The organism is Vibrio japonicus (assembly GCF_024582835.1).
GTDB lineage: Bacteria > Pseudomonadota > Gammaproteobacteria > Enterobacterales > Vibrionaceae > Vibrio > Vibrio japonicus.
This window is the reverse complement of record NZ_CP102097.1, coordinates 508785-524147: the sequence shown is the minus strand read 5'-3', so window position 1 is coordinate 524147 and position 15363 is coordinate 508785. Positions and strand designations below refer to the sequence as shown.

17 protein-coding genes are annotated in these 15363 nt (G+C 44.6%); 5 read left to right on the top strand and 12 right to left on the bottom strand.

The window, feature by feature from the left end; all coding sequences use genetic code 11:
• Positions 1-100: 100 nt before the first annotated feature.
• On the bottom strand, positions 101-1945 hold the full coding sequence (locus NP165_RS15530; RefSeq protein ID WP_257086661.1) for a putative bifunctional diguanylate cyclase/phosphodiesterase: 1845 nt from the start codon (positions 1943-1945) through the stop codon (positions 101-103).
• Positions 1946-2040: 95 nt separating this feature from the next.
• Entirely contained in the window at positions 2041-2928 is an 888-nt protein-coding gene (locus NP165_RS15525; RefSeq protein WP_257086660.1) for a LysR family transcriptional regulator, read from the bottom strand.
• Positions 2929-3178: 250 nt separating this feature from the next.
• On the opposite strand from NP165_RS15525, the gene NP165_RS15520 reads away from it, so the two are divergent.
• The 3 genes from NP165_RS15520 (at position 3179) to mtgA (ending at position 4670) form a co-directional block, all read left to right on the top strand.
• Complete coding sequence (locus NP165_RS15520; protein WP_257086659.1) at positions 3179-3532, top strand: hypothetical protein; 354 nt, start codon at positions 3179-3181, stop codon at positions 3530-3532.
• 68 nt (positions 3533-3600) lie between these two features.
• Positions 3601-3732, top strand: a complete 132-nt coding sequence (locus tag NP165_RS15515) for a hypothetical protein (RefSeq protein WP_257086658.1) — start codon at positions 3601-3603, stop codon at positions 3730-3732.
• A 287-nt stretch (positions 3733-4019) separates the two neighbouring features.
• Positions 4020-4670 carry a monofunctional biosynthetic peptidoglycan transglycosylase gene (gene mtgA / locus NP165_RS15510; protein ID WP_257086840.1) on the top strand — a complete coding sequence of 217 codons (651 nt, stop codon included), beginning with the start codon at positions 4020-4022 and terminating at the stop codon, positions 4668-4670.
• A 50-nt stretch (positions 4671-4720) separates the two neighbouring features.
• Here the strand turns inward: mtgA and NP165_RS15505 are convergent, their stop codons facing one another.
• From NP165_RS15505 to norR, 6 genes are all read right to left on the bottom strand, one after another.
• Positions 4721-5323 carry a glutaredoxin domain-containing protein gene (locus NP165_RS15505; RefSeq protein WP_257086657.1) on the bottom strand — a complete coding sequence of 201 codons (603 nt, stop codon included), beginning with the start codon at positions 5321-5323 and terminating at the stop codon, positions 4721-4723.
• 50 nt (positions 5324-5373) lie between these two features.
• On the bottom strand, positions 5374-6264 hold the full coding sequence (locus tag NP165_RS15500) for a DMT family transporter (RefSeq protein WP_257086656.1): 891 nt from the start codon (positions 6262-6264) through the stop codon (positions 5374-5376).
• A 203-nt stretch (positions 6265-6467) separates the two neighbouring features.
• Positions 6468-7805, bottom strand: coding sequence for an MATE family efflux transporter (locus tag NP165_RS15495; protein ID WP_257086655.1), 1338 nt, complete (start codon positions 7803-7805; stop codon positions 6468-6470).
• Between the two features lie 133 nt (positions 7806-7938).
• Entirely contained in the window at positions 7939-8556 is a 618-nt protein-coding gene (locus NP165_RS15490; protein WP_257086654.1) for an HAD family hydrolase, read from the bottom strand.
• Positions 8557-8579: 23 nt separating this feature from the next.
• Positions 8580-8939: a glutaredoxin family protein gene (locus NP165_RS15485; RefSeq protein ID WP_257086653.1), complete on the bottom strand. Its 360-nt coding sequence runs from the start codon at positions 8937-8939 to the stop codon at positions 8580-8582.
• Positions 8940-9041: 102 nt separating this feature from the next.
• Positions 9042-10631: a nitric oxide reductase transcriptional regulator NorR gene (norR, locus tag NP165_RS15480; protein WP_257086652.1), complete on the bottom strand. Its 1590-nt coding sequence runs from the start codon at positions 10629-10631 to the stop codon at positions 9042-9044.
• A 240-nt stretch (positions 10632-10871) separates the two neighbouring features.
• Between norR and hmpA the strand changes: the two genes are divergently transcribed.
• A complete protein-coding gene (hmpA, locus tag NP165_RS15475; protein ID WP_257086651.1) occupies positions 10872-12044 on the top strand; it encodes an NO-inducible flavohemoprotein in 1173 nt (390 codons plus the stop codon).
• Positions 12045-12101: 57 nt separating this feature from the next.
• On the opposite strand, the gene NP165_RS15470 is transcribed toward hmpA, so the two are convergent.
• The 3 genes from NP165_RS15470 to NP165_RS15460 are packed head-to-tail and all read right to left on the bottom strand — an operon-like array spanning position 12102 to position 13443.
• Positions 12102-12641, bottom strand: coding sequence for a hypothetical protein (locus tag NP165_RS15470; protein WP_257086650.1), 540 nt, complete (start codon positions 12639-12641; stop codon positions 12102-12104).
• Positions 12634-13173, bottom strand: coding sequence for a YaeQ family protein (locus tag NP165_RS15465; RefSeq protein WP_257086649.1), 540 nt, complete (start codon positions 13171-13173; stop codon positions 12634-12636). Before NP165_RS15465 ends, NP165_RS15470 begins: the two co-directional genes overlap by 8 nt.
• Positions 13174-13233: 60 nt before the next feature.
• Positions 13234-13443: a cold-shock protein gene (locus NP165_RS15460; protein ID WP_053394505.1), complete on the bottom strand. Its 210-nt coding sequence runs from the start codon at positions 13441-13443 to the stop codon at positions 13234-13236.
• A 379-nt stretch (positions 13444-13822) separates the two neighbouring features.
• On the opposite strand from NP165_RS15460, the gene NP165_RS15455 reads away from it, so the two are divergent.
• Complete coding sequence (locus NP165_RS15455; RefSeq protein ID WP_257086648.1) at positions 13823-14035, top strand: alternative ribosome-rescue factor A; 213 nt, start codon at positions 13823-13825, stop codon at positions 14033-14035.
• A 60-nt stretch (positions 14036-14095) separates the two neighbouring features.
• Here NP165_RS15455 and NP165_RS15450 read toward each other — a convergent pair whose 3' ends face one another.
• Positions 14096-15259, bottom strand: a complete 1164-nt coding sequence (locus NP165_RS15450) for a threonine/serine exporter family protein (protein WP_257086647.1) — start codon at positions 15257-15259, stop codon at positions 14096-14098.
• Positions 15260-15363: the final 104 nt, after the last annotated feature.

Here is a 15363-nt window from a genome sequence, read left to right as displayed (position 1 = left end):
TCTAAAATATAAATGATAATTATTAGCATTTAAAGATAAAAAGAAAACCAGCCCTCAAGATTTTCTCGTGACCTCTACAACGGCTTATTCAGTAGAGGTGCTATCCATGAGAAACTTTCGAATCAGACTCTACGTTAAGTTTATACAGATTCACCATATCGTATGGAGTATGTGGGCGAGAGAAATAATATCCCTGGATGTGCTCACACCCCATAGAGTAAAGTTTGTCTAGTGCTTGTTTCGTCTCGACACCTTCAGCAATTAGTTCGACATTGAGTTGTTTGGCAAGCTGTATAATTAACCAAACGATTCTTTCAGACGCTTTATTGGATACCATATTTCGAATAAACGCCGCATCGACTTTTATGTAATCTATTGGATAACTGTGAATGTAGTTGAGGCTAGAATAGCCAGTGCCGAAATCATCGAGTGCGATTGAAAATCCTAGCACTCTCAAGTCATCTAAAGTCTTTCTCACTTCATTCGTTTTCGACAGTAAGACCGTTTCTGTCAGCTCAATGATAAAATCGCTCGGTTTAAATTGATGACTTTCAATCGTGTTGATCAGGTTACTAAGGTAACGAGTAGAGTTTTGTATTTCACAAGCAGAGCAGTTAATACTCAATTTGACTGGATAACCCAGCCCTTGATCTAATAGTTGTTTGGCTTGGCAGGCAAGCTTAAGGATACGCTCGCCTAGCTCGATAATCAGTCCGGACTGTTCCGCAGCACTGATAAACTCTAGCGGAGAAACATCGCCAAGCCTCTTGCTGTGCCAGCGTGCTAATACTTCAAATCGATCCCACTGTTGTGAGTTTCGCCCCACAATGGGTTGGACGACGATGTAAACGTTGCTCTCTTCGATATCTTTGGTCAGCTCTTTTCTCAGCGCTTCAATGACCATTGAGCGTCGGTAATACTGTACGCTTAAGTGCGTATCGTAGCACTGAATATCGTGGTTGCGAGATCGTTTACACTCCTTAAGCGCTAAGCTCGCGTTGAGGATGATCTCGTCAGATGTCAGGTGCTGCGCGCTGTTACTGGCTAAACCGATACTGACTTTAACCTTAATGGTATGCGCGAAGTCTCGGTAGCCAGGCTCGATTTTATCAATGATCCGATTACATATTTCAAAAGGATCTTCAGACAAGGAGATAAAGGCAAATTCATCACCCGCGATACGAAATGCGAGCTGAGATTCTGTAATAGCGTCTTGTACCGCATTCGCGACGAATTTAATGACTTGATCACCGATGTGATTGCCATAAATGTCGTTAATGGATTTAAAGTTATCAATGTCGATATAGGCTAGGGTAAAGGAGTGACGGCCTTCTGTTGTCAGCGTGTCCAGTTTGTTTGATAAGCAATCTCGATTAAAAAGCCCGGTAAGGCTATCGTGGGAAACTTCAAAGCTTAACTGGCTGACTAACATCTGCGATTTGTCAGCAAACCATTTCTCTCTTAAGTAGTGAACGACTAACCTAGCAAACAGATTGTGGAAGTAAACAAGTTCGTCTGTATCATCCAGTGTGTGTGCAAAAGAAGATTGTAATACCCCTAATACTTCTCCATTAGACGTGCGAAGAGGAATGCCGATAAAAGCTTCTACTCCTTTATCCTTGAAGAAGCTGGGAGAAGAAAAAGTATCTTTAACTCCGTTTTTGTAAACGACATGATTTTTCCCAGTTTTTCTGATGATCTTGAAGAGAGTGGATTCCTCGATAGAGTGCTCTTGAGGCGGCTGGAGCTGATTTTCGCAAGCATATGACAATGTTTTAAGCCTAGTACCAATCTGATTAAATTCGACTATACAGGTACAAATAGACCCAAATTGCTGGTGTAACACTAACGCTACTTTATCCAACAGAGACGCATCATCTAAGCCTAAGGTATCGTAGATAACGTCTAAGTTGATCGACGATCCTTTGATTGCATTCCTAGCCATATAGAGACCCCATTTTTTATAAACACCAAATGTAATGAGTCAGGAGTAAATTAAATATGGATGATGTAGCATAGATAGGCAAATTTTGAATTCAATTAATTGATGTTTTCTTGAGCAAGCCTTTCTTTCAGGTAGTCGAGAAACAGTTTGGTGCGGGTGTGTTGAAAATCGAGTTTAGGGTAGTACGCGTATATGGTGGCTTCGTCAGCGGTAAGGTGAGGAACGATGCGTTTTAACGATCCCGCGTTCAACTCGTCTTTGATCATAAAATCGTTGGTGATCAATATCCCCATGCCATTTTTGGCCGCATAAAACAGCGCTTCCGGGTTTGTCGTGGCAAAGTTTCCTGTGAGTAGCACTCGTGTCCCTTTTGAGAGTTTAACTTCACGTTGCGTTTTTTCTCCCCAGATTAGGGCATTGTGGTTTTTGAGTTCTAGGGCGTTTTTAGGTTCGCCAAAGCGGGCAATGTAATCTGGAGAAGCGTAAAAACCTGCTTTGTGCTCAAATAGCGGTGTGGCTTTGAAGCTGAGAGAGTTAAGTTGCTCCAGCTCTCGACTAATAAAGAGATCAAGGCTGAGTTCAGGAAGTTGACCTGGTGTTGTCGTAATGAGCTGAATGCGTATATCAGGATACATTTGTAAAAAATCATTCAGGTAGCGCACCAAGAATTTTGAGCCAACGGCAAGTGTAGCCCCGATTTTGAGTAAGCCAGCGGGTGTTTGGTTTACTGAGCGCGTTTCATCCACTATCGATTGCCAGCTTTCCATTTGCACTTTTACCCTTTCATAAAAAAGGGCACCTGCCTCCGTTTGTGTGACACTACGCGTTGTTCGCTTTAGCAGTTGAACGCCGATCCGTTCCTCTAACCAGTGAACACGTTTACTGATGGCTGAGCTGGTGGTGTTCATTTTACGTGCGGCACCACTGAAGCTGCCTTCATCAACCACGCGAATGTAACTTTGAACACTTTGAAGCCAATCCATACCTCTATCCTTAGTTATTCTTGTTGGGAACTAATCCAAGCTATAACAACATGATTATGTGCAACTTAGCGGTAATTTACACCTAATCAGTCATTGCTAAAAGGCATGAATGAAGAGAAGAGCGTTAAGAATTCGTAATTGGATGGCAGACGAGTCAGTGAACGACCCCTTACCGAGAGAGTTAACTTGAAAGCGGCGAGGTGACTGATACAATGCGCGCAGAAACAGTCCGGCCATTGAGAGCATAAATATGGAACAGAAAGAATTTGAACAGTTAGTGAAAACGCTTTGTGAGAAGGAGACACTTCCACAAGCTTTAGAAACGCTTAAAACCTACGAGGATGAAGAAGTTGCAGGTGCTGCTCAGTCTTTGACGGGCCAATTCGCTCTAGCAGAAGTGGAAGGTGAAAAGCGTATTTACCATGTCACGATTCAGGAAAACGATCAGGGCGAGGAGCAAGAGTTCGTTGAACATGTCATGAACGAAGGTGATGACGTCATTCGTTTTGTCTCTTGGTTTTTCGAGGCGATGTTTGAAGTGAAACGTAAAGATACGTACCAAGCAGCAGGGAAAACCTATCAGCAGCCTAAACGTGTAAAATAATGTGATTTAGATCTTGTTTTTGTTTTAATTGTGATTAAAATCACACTCCTAATTTCTAGGAGATAACGATGAATCACGAATTAGGCAGTGCATATTTAGGTCAGATGATCGCTAAGCAAGCAATGCATGAAGCGATGACTAAACCTAAAGCGAAGAAAGCGTCTTTCTTCAAGCGCATGATGAAGAAAGTAGCGAAGTAATCACGCATTCAGTTTTGTAACAAAGCCCCGACTCTCGGGGCTTTGTTGTATTTAGGTTATTTGTTGCAATGAGTCTAAGTGTTGAGCGAGATTATTCGCAGGTATGTTCAAACTCGCAGATGGACTGTAGAAGGATAATTCGTCCATTCTTTAACACGCAGTGGACATCACCCAGCGCAAAATCGGGTTAACTAAGCATTGTTGAAAAGGTAGTGATGAATGATACAGAAGGTAGGGGTGTGAAAGCTTTTATTCGAGGACTTCGACGTCGAATCAAACGAGTGTTAATGACGGTATTTGCTTTAGCATTTGGCGTACCTATTGTTCTTGTCTTCATTTTAAAGTTCGTCAATCCGCCGTTTTGGGGCTGGGAGATTTCGCGTACTTTTTTCCCACCAAAAGGCTATCCTGAACAATCTCAGCATCAATGGGTGCCCTTATCTGAAATTTCACCTTCGCTGCCGCTCGCGGTCATGGCATCGGAAGATCAACGCTTTCCTCACCATTGGGGGATAGATGTCAATGCACTCGCGTCGGTGATCAAAAACAGCGGGCAAGAGGGGCCAAATCGCGGAGCCAGTACCATCACTCAGCAAACCGCCAAAAATGTGTTTCTGTTTCCCAGTCGTACTTACATCCGCAAAGCTTATGAACTCTACATCACGCTCCTGATAGAGTTGATGTGGGGAAAAGAGCGAATAATGGAAATGTATCTGAATGTGGTGGAATTCGGTCCTGGAATTTACGGAGTTCAAGCCGCTAGCGAACACTATTTTGGTGTTTCTGCCCATCGCTTAGCGCGTTATCAGGCGGCGCAGCTTGCCGTTGTGTTACCTAACCCATATAGAATTCAACCCGTTCCTATGAGCGGCTATGTTCAAAGGCGTGTTGATTGGGTCTTAAGACAAATGCGAAACTTAGGGCAAGTTTCTTTGTGATTTTTAATGTGTCTTGGTGATGGTTCATATTCGCACTCAGGGAGTGGGCGTTATCCGAGCTTGACGACGTTATCTGGCACTTTGTTCAGGCCTTTTTTCTTCAGCCAAGTATCTAAGTTGTCCGAGCCACCTAAATATTGCCCATCCATCCAGATTTGAGGAACCGTCACGGGCGTTTTTTCTCCGATCATTGCTTTGACTTCTGGGATCATTCGATACAGCGCGGCGCTGTCTTTAACCACATCGAAGTATTGGTACTGAATACCTGCATCGTCCAACATTTGTTTGGCTTTAACGCAGTAAGGACAGGTTGCTTTGCCGTAAACAATGTTCCCTTTCAGCGTGTCTCGCTTTGTCCACTCTTGAATGACAGACTGGATCAAAACGCCTCGGTTGAGCGCTTCACCTTGGCTGATGACCTTGCCTTCTACCATAATGATTGGCGCGTGCCATGCCCCAGCTTTAAGTGGTTCCCACCAATGAGAAAGCCAATCTTTAACTTCTAACTTAATTGGAACACCAGCCAGTTCATTTTCAAATGCATCGCTAAGAATGTCTTTGGTAAGCGTACATTCACCGCAAGGAATTTTTACGCTAAATGGGCCCCAACTGCCGGCCCATCGGTAGAGAGTAATCTTGATTGGGTCTGTCATAAAAGTATCTCCTGAAGCTCTTTGCTAAATAGAAAGGCAATCAGTACGAATTATTTCAGCAGTTTAGACTTTTTCGTTTCCCACTGAGTAATGAACGCGACTGAGCCGATGATGATCGCGGCTCCCAACCATAAGCGACCTGGTGGCACCCAGCCAAAAACCATCCAGCCAGCAAGTACATTGAGCGGCAATTTGGCATGGTCAAACGGCTGTACAAACGAAGCATCAGCGACAGAGTATGCTTTTACAATAGCCCATTGCGCTAAGGCTGTGACCGCGCCAGCAGCAATAAGCACTGCCCATATCGTTCCACCTGTTGGCATTTTCCATTCAGGTAAAGCAAGTAAAATGTTAAACGGCGTAATTAGGATCAGAAGATAAACCACCATAGTGGACGGCGAGTCATCAGAGGAAAGCTTTTTCACCATAAGTGAATAACAGGCCCAGAAAAAGGCCGCACCCACTGGAAGTAATGATGCCCAGTTAAAGTCATCTGCCCATGGCTCGAGAATGATCATTGCCCCCACAAAGCCTGTTAGTGTTGCTATCCAACGCGCAGCGCCAACTTTTTCTTTAAGGAGTAAGCCTGAACCAACGGTTGCGAAAAGTGGTGAGGTCATCAGCAACGCGATACCTTGCCAAATAGGAACCGGATAGGCGAGTGCCCATAGCCAGAGCTGAATGCCAATAACAGATAGGAAGACGCGGAATACATGCATTCCTAAGTGGTCAGTTTTTAAAGATTGTCTGATCCCCAGCGTTTTAAGGTAGGGAAGGATGACAACAAGAGCAACTGCGTATTGGATCAGCGCGACCGTTGTTGACGATAAGCCGTAGTTAATACTTGCGACTTGCGCAAGACTGTTAACAATGGCAAAGGCTAAGCCAGCAGTTAGCATCCAGCTAGCGCCTTGAAGAGGGTGGTGGGATGGTGTTGTCATGATATTCGCTAGAGAAAAAAGGTACGCAGAATCATACGTGTTTCTGTCTGTCCCGTCATCCGTCTATGTTGTTGGTTATGCTTAAAAAATGAATTAAATACCCCCGAGATGAGGTTAGTTATATCAATAAGAGAAATCAAACGGCGACGACAATCCGATTTTCAACGTTTTGTTTCTGAGTCGCCATTGATAGGAAAAAGTGGCTAGATACGTTTCAGCTTATCTTCAATTTGTTTGATTGCTTGCTGGTACATAAACCAAGCACTGATACCAGCGAGAACATTCCCCAGCAGTGCACCAACAAAGATACCTTTTAGACCACCGATTTGTGAGCCTAGCCATAAGCACGGCAGGAAAAAAGCAAACAACCTTAGGGCGGAAATTGTCAGAGCGGTATACGACTTTCCAAGTGCGTTCGAAATTGACACCATTAGCATGCATATTCCCAGTGGTCCGAGGCTGATTGGGACGACGAGAAGGTGCCAATGCAAAATATCAGTCACACTTTGCTCGCTGGTCATGAGTTGTGCGAGTGGTGCAGAGGACATCCACGTTATAAGCGCAATAACAAGCTGTAAGCCGAGTACAAACTGACAGGCAATGATCACCAACTTACGGATATCTTGTAGATTTTTTGCCCCTAACAAACGGCCAATCATAGGCGGCATTGACATCGTTAACGCCAAAACGGCAACAATAGCGAAGAATTCGAAGCGAGAACCAATCGCCCACGCTGCAACCGCCGCAGTGCCAAAGCTCGCTAGAAGTTTTGTCGCGAGCATTGAAGACAAAGGCGGTAACAGTTGGCTTATCATCGCAGGGCCCATGATATTGGTGATTGAACGAATGCTTTTAACAACATTCAGATCGCTCCAGTCATAACTCAGCCAGTGATTCTTACTGACTTTTGGTGCAACAATCAAAATCCCCGTACCAAACGCAATAATTGTCGCAATCGCTGCGCCGTTGATGCCCATATCTAACGTAAAAATGAAAATAGGATCGAGCACCAAATTGAGTAGACTCGTGACCATCATCATGGTGCCGGGCAGCATAGTGTTCCCGTTTGCACGACAAATACTGTATAAGAAGTACAGAAATGCCCCAGTCCATGCACTGACCAGCCAAACAATCCAATAGCTCTCGATGACAGGGTAGACAGAATCCGGTGCGCTAAGCAATAGCAGTATAGAGTCACGGATGAGATAGATAATGATGGATACAACCGCAACCGCAATGCTGCCGATTGTGATGACTAGCCCCCCGAGTTGTTGAGCATAGCGTGTTTCATTTGCCCCTAATGCTTTTGAAATAACGGCCGTGGTCGCAATTCCAAGGCCAACCTGGATTCCGATAATGACCATCTGAATTGGCAGTGTAAAACCTTGTGTTGCTAGGGGCAGCACCCCTAATTGACCGATAAAGGCGCTGTCAACCAGCTGAAAACTCATCAGCGATAAAACGCCAAACATCATTGGCCAAGTCATTTTGAAGAGCTGTTTCGCCAAAGAGGGGGACGAATCTTTCATTGTAGAAATCATAAATTAGTACTAGGACCTTTTGGCCTAAATCGTGGGTAAGCCGAGTAATATCGTTCTCGGTTTGTCAGTAGGAGTAACCCTTACATCGTTACTCAACAACGGTTTTTCAAGTGCAAGAAAGATTATTGTTTCATCAAGCGTGGATTAAGTGACGACTGATGAAGTCTTCAAGATCATGGAGGTGATCAACAACAAGCGAGGCTTGTTCGCTAAACGCAACCTCTTTGCCATGAGTCACTAAGCATGACGGCATTTTGGCATTAAATGCAGCCTGAAGATCATACAGAAAATCGCCGACATAGAGAACTTGGTGACATTGCAGCTGCCATTCTTGCGCTAGAGCAATCAAGGCGTCTGGTGACGGTTTAGGTGGGAAGTGTTCGCGCGTGATCACTCGTGGGATGTTGAGGCGATTATGAGCAATTTTTTGATCGGTCGCTTCGGCGCAGTTTCTCGTAATGACAGCCGTCAAAAAGTGGTTGCTATGGATGAATTCAAGAATGGAAAGGCATCCAGGCATTGGGTGTGATGTACGCGCGTCTTCCAGCTCATGGTTAAGAATAACGTCATGTGCTCTTGCGCGTTCTTCGCTGCACTCAATATCGTCAACATAAGAGAGCAAGTCGCTGCTCAATGGGCAGCCTAGTTGCTCTCTTAGCCAAGCAAAATCCATGTCAGACGTGACCAAAGTATTATCCAAATCAAAAACGATGGCTTTGATGTGATTGATATTTAAAGGCACGTATGACATAGGCAATCCTTGCTGATTTTGGGTTAGGCGAACTCTTTCTCCAAGTAAGTAACGATATCCGAAGATTCGTACATCCACTCTACTTGGCCTGCTTTTTCAATTCTTAGGCATGGTACTTTTATTTTACCACCACCTGCTTCTAATTCTTCACGGTGTTGCTGATTGTTTTTCGCATCGCGTAGTTCGATTTTAACTGATTGACGTTTCATAGAACGACGCACTTTTACACAAAATGGGCACGCTTCGAACTGGTAAAGTGCCATTGACTGCGCTTTTGTATCGATCTCTTGCTGCGACTCTTCTGAGCGCTTGATTCCTTTAGGCGAAAAGATGAAGTTGAGTAGCAGAATAACGCGACCCAAAAACCAACGAATAAACTTCATAACATTCCTTTAATTATAGGTTTTGATGATGACTTGACAGGGTAAGGGAGCGGTTGAGCGTCCTCTCCCTTGTTAGGTGCTGTATTGTATCTAAGTTGACCGTCAGAGTGTACTTATCTTGTGGCTCTTAGTGATGGTTATCCCCAATCTTTTTGCGAGTCTGGTTAAGTTGGCACGATCAGTTTTTAACTCACGGGCAGCTTGTGCCCAATTAAAGTTGGCCTCGGTGAGTACTTTGGTGATGAGTGCTCTCTGATAGTCATCGGTCGCTTCACGCAATCCCCTAGACCAGTCTGGCATGTGGGGAATCTCATCAGGCATCGTTACTGAGCCAGATTGTAGATGACCCAGAGGTTGAAGATCGCCAATATCATCAATGGAGACGGTAATCAGCTTTCCATTCACACCACGGGCACGTGCTTTGAGTGCAGCTCGGTTGATAACATGTTCAAGCTCTCGCACGTTACCCGGCCAGTTATAGCTGTGAAGCTGTTGTTGCGCTTCTTTACCTAGTTTGATTTGCACGATTCCTAGCTTTCTTCTCGCTTGTTCCAGAAAATACCCTGCAAGTAACGTCACATCCCCTTGGCGTTCTCGCAGTGGAGGTACGTCGATAGGGTAGACACTCAAGCGATGATACAGATCTGAGCGGAAGCGACCGTCTGTGACTTCTTGTTTTAAGTCTCTGTTTGTCGCGGCCAGTACACGCACATCAATATTCTCAACGTTATCTTGTCCGACAGGTTGAATTTCGTTGTTTTGCAGAGCGCGTAAAATCTTACTTTGTGCGGCCAAAGGTAGTTCACCAATCTCATCCAGAAACAGAGTACCTCCATCGGCAAGGGCGAATTTCCCCATCCGTGATTTCTCTGCACCAGTAAATGCGCCTTTTACGTGTCCGAACAGTTCGCTCTCAACCAAGTTCTCAGGTATCGCGGCACAGTTAACGTAGACAAGAGGCTGCTTTCGGCGTTGCGAAAGATGGTGGATGCTTCGGGCGACGAGCTCTTTACCGACGCCCGTTTCGCCATGTATCAGAATGTTGAAATTTGACGGCGAGACGACCTCAATGTCTGCTCGCAATGACTCCATAGCAATACTAGAGCCTATTATTTCACCGCCATCACGCTCCCAAGCCTCTTCGTTGAGTTCTTCAAACTTTTGTTGCGTTTGCTTGGCTTGTTGCTCCAACTGACTGACGGTTAATGCCACTTTCAGTGTCGATGCTGCAATCGCAGAAAGGGCTTCCAGGCTGCGGGCTGGGATGTCATTGAAAAGGTTTGGCGTCATACTATCAAGCGTCAGTACGCCTAAGAGTTTGTCTGAGTAGATGAGTGGAAGCCCCATACAAGAATGCATAGGCAGATCGCCGTCATAGTCGAGCAGTAAGTTGTCAAACGGATCAGGAAGGGCACAGTCTGAATCAAATCGGACAGCGGATTTTGATTCGCATATTGCTTTAAATCGGGGATGCTCGTCGACTTTAAAGCGACGTCCCATGGTATCGCGAGTTAAGCCTTGCATAGCCAACGGCACGAGGGTATCACCTTGCAATGACAGTAAGGCAACGCAATCACATTGGATCGCTTTTCGAATCGCATCTAATAGTTTATTGAATCTTTCATGGTCAGTATCACCAGCGGCAAGGCCAATGGTCATATCGATAAGGGTTGAGACAGAAATATCTTGCATACTTGTTCAATTCTTTGATTTCACTTCGAAACTTGTGCTGCACAAGATCACGTCAATGAGTGTGAGTAATATTGATAGTCTAGTGTCATTCTGACATAAAATAAAGGTGTCAAATTGACATCTTAAGGAGAGGTTAATTCTCTTAAACTCAGTGAAAGCAGTGTTTTACAGAGTTGGCACTGTTCGTGCTCTAGTAAAGGAAAATTATAAAACACTTAAAATCGAACGAGGAGAAAGTTCATGCTCAACAATCAACATATTGAAGTCGTAAAGAGCACGATTCCATTACTAGAGAGTGCAGGTCCGGCACTGACTCAGCATTTCTATCAACGTATGTTCTCGCACAATCCAGAGCTTAAAGACATCTTCAACATGACACATCAGAAAACGGGGCGTCAGAGTGTCGCGCTGTTTGAAGCCGTGGCAGCTTATGCGAAAAACATCGAAAACTTAGAGGCGTTGACCTCTGCAGTCGAGCGTATCGCGCACAAACACACCAGCTTTAACATCAAAGCAGAACATTACCAGATTGTTGGCCATCATTTGATTGAAACACTCCGTGAACTCGCGTCTGATGCATTTACGCCTGAAGTTGAGGAAGCGTGGACCGCCGCCTACCTGTTCCTGGCTCAAATCTTTATCGACCGTGAAGAAGAGCTGTATCAAGAACGCAAGCAAGCAATGGGTGGTTGGGAGAACGGCCGCGAATTTAGAGTCGCTGAGAAAAAGCCAGAATCGCAGTACGTCACCAGCTTTGTGTTGGAGCCTGTAGATGGTGGGCAGGTGGTCGATTATCGTCCCGGCCAATATCTTGGTATTGAAGTAAAGCCAACGGGTGGTGAAAACGTTGAGATTCGCCAATACTCGCTATCTCATATGCCAAATGGTCAAAACTACCGCATTTCAATCAAACGTGAAGCGGGTGAGCACAAGGGGTTGGTGTCTAACTTCATGCATGATGAAGTAGAACTGGGCGATACCGTGAAATTGTATCCGCCAGCGGGTGACTTTTACTATCAGGAGAAGCACAACCCAGTCGTACTTGTGTCTGCTGGTGTTGGTGCGACACCCATTCAATCTATGCTTCATTCATTGGCTCACGATGAGAAGCAAGACGTGAGCTACCTGTATGCTTGTAACAACCCACAGCAACACACGTTCAAACAAGAAACCGCTGCGCTAATCGATCAGAAAGGCTGGAAACAATTCGCTTGGTACTTGGATGAACAAGCGGACTTTGCTGGCAATATGGACCTTGGCTTGGTGGCTGATGAGTTACCGCTGAGCGAGGCGGATTTTTACATCTGTGGCCCTGTTGCCTTTATGGAGAGTGTGGTGAAACAGCTAGAAGGGCACAACGTGGCGCGTGAACGAATCCACTATGAGGTATTCGGACCGCACACCTATTTGTAATCGAAACGATTAAAGGCTTCCTGTTGGAAGCCTTTATGTTTCAAATAATCCGAATTATTAGGATTTAAACAGCGACTTGAGCCAACCGAGTATTGGGTGAGTTGTTTTCTCGATTGGAGAGTTGTCGATACCTTGATAGAAGCTTCCGAGGAACTCAGAGCGTAGAGCCTCAGGTTGTTGCGCAGACATTGGAGAGAGTATCTTCGCCGTTTGCTCCGCATGGTCATTCGCTAGGCTAAAATCCATATATAGGTAGCCTTGAATATAAAGCCAAAGGTGCGTAACAAAAATCAGTTGTTTTTGGCTCTGATTCTCAAAGCGGGACGCGTGCTCTTCACCAAGGGTATCTTTGAAAACTTGCTCCATCTTACCTAAGGATTCTTGGTGATGCTGAATTAGTGTTTGCGCTTCAATATGTGCCTTTGTCAAGATCCCCAATAAATGGTGTGTTGTATCAGAGTCCGGTTTATTTAGCCTGACCTTCTCAAACAGCGTCACATATTGTTCGCAAAAAACATCCCACTGTTTTTGAGCATCAGCGTGATTCAATAGGCAATCAGCTTTGATATCTTTTAGAGCTGTCTCCAATTTATTCATTGGAATAGAGTGTCTCTAAGTGGATTTCAAATGAGCCTTGTGAGCAATCGACAAATAGGCTTTCACCAGTAATCATGACCGATAGATCCATACCGCGTTCGACAACTTGAGATAGCGCTGAGATCGCTTCCCAATCCAAGCGGTAAACATTCGCGTTATATTGGTGAGCTTTGTTCTTTATTTGCTCCCACCAGACGTCTGACTTAGTGTTAAAACTGAATACGTCAACGATAGGGGATAAGCGCGTTGCTTTTTTAATGCGATCGAGAGAAGGTTCGCCGATTTCAATCCAATGCAGAATTTGATCATCAAGCGATTTGACCCATAAATCTGGCTCTTCTGTTGATGACAAACCTTTAGTAAAGGTCAAGCCTGGTTGGTGCTTAATGCAAAAAGCAAGAACACGAGCCATCATGCGTTCAACGGTTTCTGATGGGTGTAGCGCAATAGTGAGTTGTGCGGAGTCGTAAATATCTCGGTTCGTGTCAGAAAGAGAAATACGGAATTTATAGATAGTCGGTTTGAGTGCCATGTCAGATACAAAAATAGCCAGCAAAAATGCTGGCTATTATAGAACTTATTTAGTTACAAGTTAAACAGCTTTGATGTGTTCAGCTTGTGGGCCTTTTTGGCCTTGAGTGATAACGAACTCAACTTTTTGACCTTCAGCAAGAGTACGGAAACCGTCACCTTCGATTGCTGAGAAGTGTGCAAAAACGTCTGGGCCGTTTTCTTGTTTGATGAAACCGAAACCTTTAGTTTCGTTGAACCATTTAACTGTACCAGTAACAGTGTTAGACATAATGTATATCCTTGAAAATCTTTTACAAAGGCCATGACGGCACCGATAGCGTGGAAAAGGAGATTGCTATTGAGCACGACGTTACGGAAGATATACAAGGAAATCCAACGAAACGGCGAATTGAACAAGAACCGTTTTCTAGCTGAGTTCAAGTTTAAAGTGTAGTACGGGTAAGTCAATCAAAATAGATCTGTTTATTTACTAATTCAGACTGGTTTTCACTAGAAACTTGCGCTAAGTATAGTTTCTTAAATAATACGTGCAGAAACGTAAATAGTGTAATATTGTCTGCGCGAAATCATGGATGTGTAGGCTTGTCTTTATTCGAGATAAGTAACATCCAGTTGTGGTCGTTCGTCATCATCATTTGGAGGTATCAATGCCCAAAAAGAATCAAAAAGCGGACAGCAGCCAACTTTCACTTCAGGATAGGCTTGAAGTCGGAAGAGGCGAAATCAAAGACAATGCGCTCAAAGCTGTTGTGACAAGTCAGTTGTTTAAGGTGAGAGTGGAGAAAGCGAAGAAAGGGAAAGGCAGTTTTTGCCGTAAAATGAAGCACAAAGGGAAAGAGCCCTATTCAAAAGCCGCTTAGGAAGCGAAGTTTGAATAGGGCTCTTTCTTCATTCAAAGGCCCCAAAAGAAACTGACAGCCTTAACGTTCTATTTTAGGTGAGTAGATCGAGTAAGCGGTGATCTGTCCAGCGACAATGGCTGAGAACATGAATAACGCCGAAAGACCGATACTCGGTATAGGTAAAATTGATTGCTCAAAAACAGACTGTCCAGCGCTGACCAAAACACGACTTCCTGGAACGAGGATAATAATCCCCTGAACAATATAAATCGCGCCTGTTAACTCCAATTTTTTCGCTAGCCAAGTCCCGTAGAGAGTGATTAAGACGGTCGTAACCCAAGTGCCGACAACCCATCCGCTTTCAAAACCGAGGTAAAATGGCCCCCACATCCCCAAAACAGCAACGGGAAGACCAAGCAAAATGTCTTTTGGACGAGCGTTAAATATAATACCGAGCGATATAGAAAGTAGGAATAACCCAAACACATGTAGCCAAGTTGGAACTTCATTGACATATTGAGTCGCCTGCGCGTGCCCCCATATAGACTCGCCAATATTTAGCCCCATCACAATACCAACAAACAGCTTGATTAGTGTGAGAGCACTTTGCCCAAGTAAGCTTGTACCTGAAACCAAGTCGTTAAATGCGAGACATTCCAGTGAGTTCGCAATCGATAGCCCGGGGACAAAAAGAATCACAGAAGCGATACAAAGTGCCCATACGGGAATAGCGGCCGCTGTACTGGCAAAAAACGCCACGAGAATACCCGTTAAAAGAGCTCCGATGAACTCGACGGCGATCGCTCTTCTTGCTTTACAGACTTGCTGACTGAGCCAAATGACAAAGCCAAGAAATACAGATATGTAGATGGCATCAAGTGTGCTACCGACCAGCATAAGGTACGCAGGGGGTATTCCCATGTTTGCTAACGCTTGTATCCATTTCGAATAGCCAACAGGCTCAGGAATCGGTTCATGGCTAGGTTGGTTTATTCGAATAATTGTGTTCGCGAGCAAGCTTAGATTGATCGAGGCTGGCTGGTGGCGCTTCATAATGACAGCGTTATTGTCATCAGGAAATTGATAATTAACAGTTGTAGGTGTTGCTTGAATCATCACATCTACGCCGTGCTTACGAGCGTAAAATTTAGTGAATTTTTCCAACTTGTAGGGCGCACACCCACTGCGGTGTAAGGTGTCCCCGACCTCGACGATCTTGTTAATGCGGTACTCTGAAAGCATGAAAATTAGAACCTGAAAATTTGTGGCGCAAATGTAGCAGAGGTGTAGTGCTGAGACGAGTTGAAAAAAATTGAACAGTGGTTAAGTTCACACAAAATATCTCG

What these genes read in the sequence shown, in the direction of transcription:
- NP165_RS15530 (WP_257086661.1), bottom strand. Translation starts at nt 1,945, where the DNA reads ATGGCTAGGAATGCAATCAAAGGATCGTCGATCAACTTAGACGTTATC.
- NP165_RS15525 (WP_257086660.1), bottom strand. Translation starts at nt 2,928, where the DNA reads ATGGATTGGCTTCAAAGTGTTCAAAGTTACATTCGCGTGGTTGATGAA.
- NP165_RS15520 (WP_257086659.1), top strand. Translation starts at nt 3,179, where the DNA reads ATGGAACAGAAAGAATTTGAACAGTTAGTGAAAACGCTTTGTGAGAAG.
- NP165_RS15515 (WP_257086658.1), top strand. Translation starts at nt 3,601, where the DNA reads ATGAATCACGAATTAGGCAGTGCATATTTAGGTCAGATGATCGCTAAG.
- mtgA (WP_257086840.1), top strand. Translation starts at nt 4,020, where the DNA reads ATGACGGTATTTGCTTTAGCATTTGGCGTACCTATTGTTCTTGTCTTC.
- NP165_RS15505 (WP_257086657.1), bottom strand. Translation starts at nt 5,323, where the DNA reads ATGACAGACCCAATCAAGATTACTCTCTACCGATGGGCCGGCAGTTGG.
- NP165_RS15500 (WP_257086656.1), bottom strand. Translation starts at nt 6,264, where the DNA reads ATGACAACACCATCCCACCACCCTCTTCAAGGCGCTAGCTGGATGCTA.
- NP165_RS15495 (WP_257086655.1), bottom strand. Translation starts at nt 7,805, where the DNA reads ATGATTTCTACAATGAAAGATTCGTCCCCCTCTTTGGCGAAACAGCTC.
- NP165_RS15490 (WP_257086654.1), bottom strand. Translation starts at nt 8,556, where the DNA reads ATGTCATACGTGCCTTTAAATATCAATCACATCAAAGCCATCGTTTTT.
- NP165_RS15485 (WP_257086653.1), bottom strand. Translation starts at nt 8,939, where the DNA reads ATGAAGTTTATTCGTTGGTTTTTGGGTCGCGTTATTCTGCTACTCAAC.
- norR (WP_257086652.1), bottom strand. Translation starts at nt 10,631, where the DNA reads ATGCAAGATATTTCTGTCTCAACCCTTATCGATATGACCATTGGCCTT.
- hmpA (WP_257086651.1), top strand. Translation starts at nt 10,872, where the DNA reads ATGCTCAACAATCAACATATTGAAGTCGTAAAGAGCACGATTCCATTA.
- NP165_RS15470 (WP_257086650.1), bottom strand. Translation starts at nt 12,641, where the DNA reads ATGAATAAATTGGAGACAGCTCTAAAAGATATCAAAGCTGATTGCCTA.
- NP165_RS15465 (WP_257086649.1), bottom strand. Translation starts at nt 13,173, where the DNA reads ATGGCACTCAAACCGACTATCTATAAATTCCGTATTTCTCTTTCTGAC.
- NP165_RS15460 (WP_053394505.1), bottom strand. Translation starts at nt 13,443, where the DNA reads ATGTCTAACACTGTTACTGGTACAGTTAAATGGTTCAACGAAACTAAA.
- NP165_RS15455 (WP_257086648.1), top strand. Translation starts at nt 13,823, where the DNA reads ATGCCCAAAAAGAATCAAAAAGCGGACAGCAGCCAACTTTCACTTCAG.
- NP165_RS15450 (WP_257086647.1), bottom strand. Translation starts at nt 15,259, where the DNA reads ATGCTTTCAGAGTACCGCATTAACAAGATCGTCGAGGTCGGGGACACC.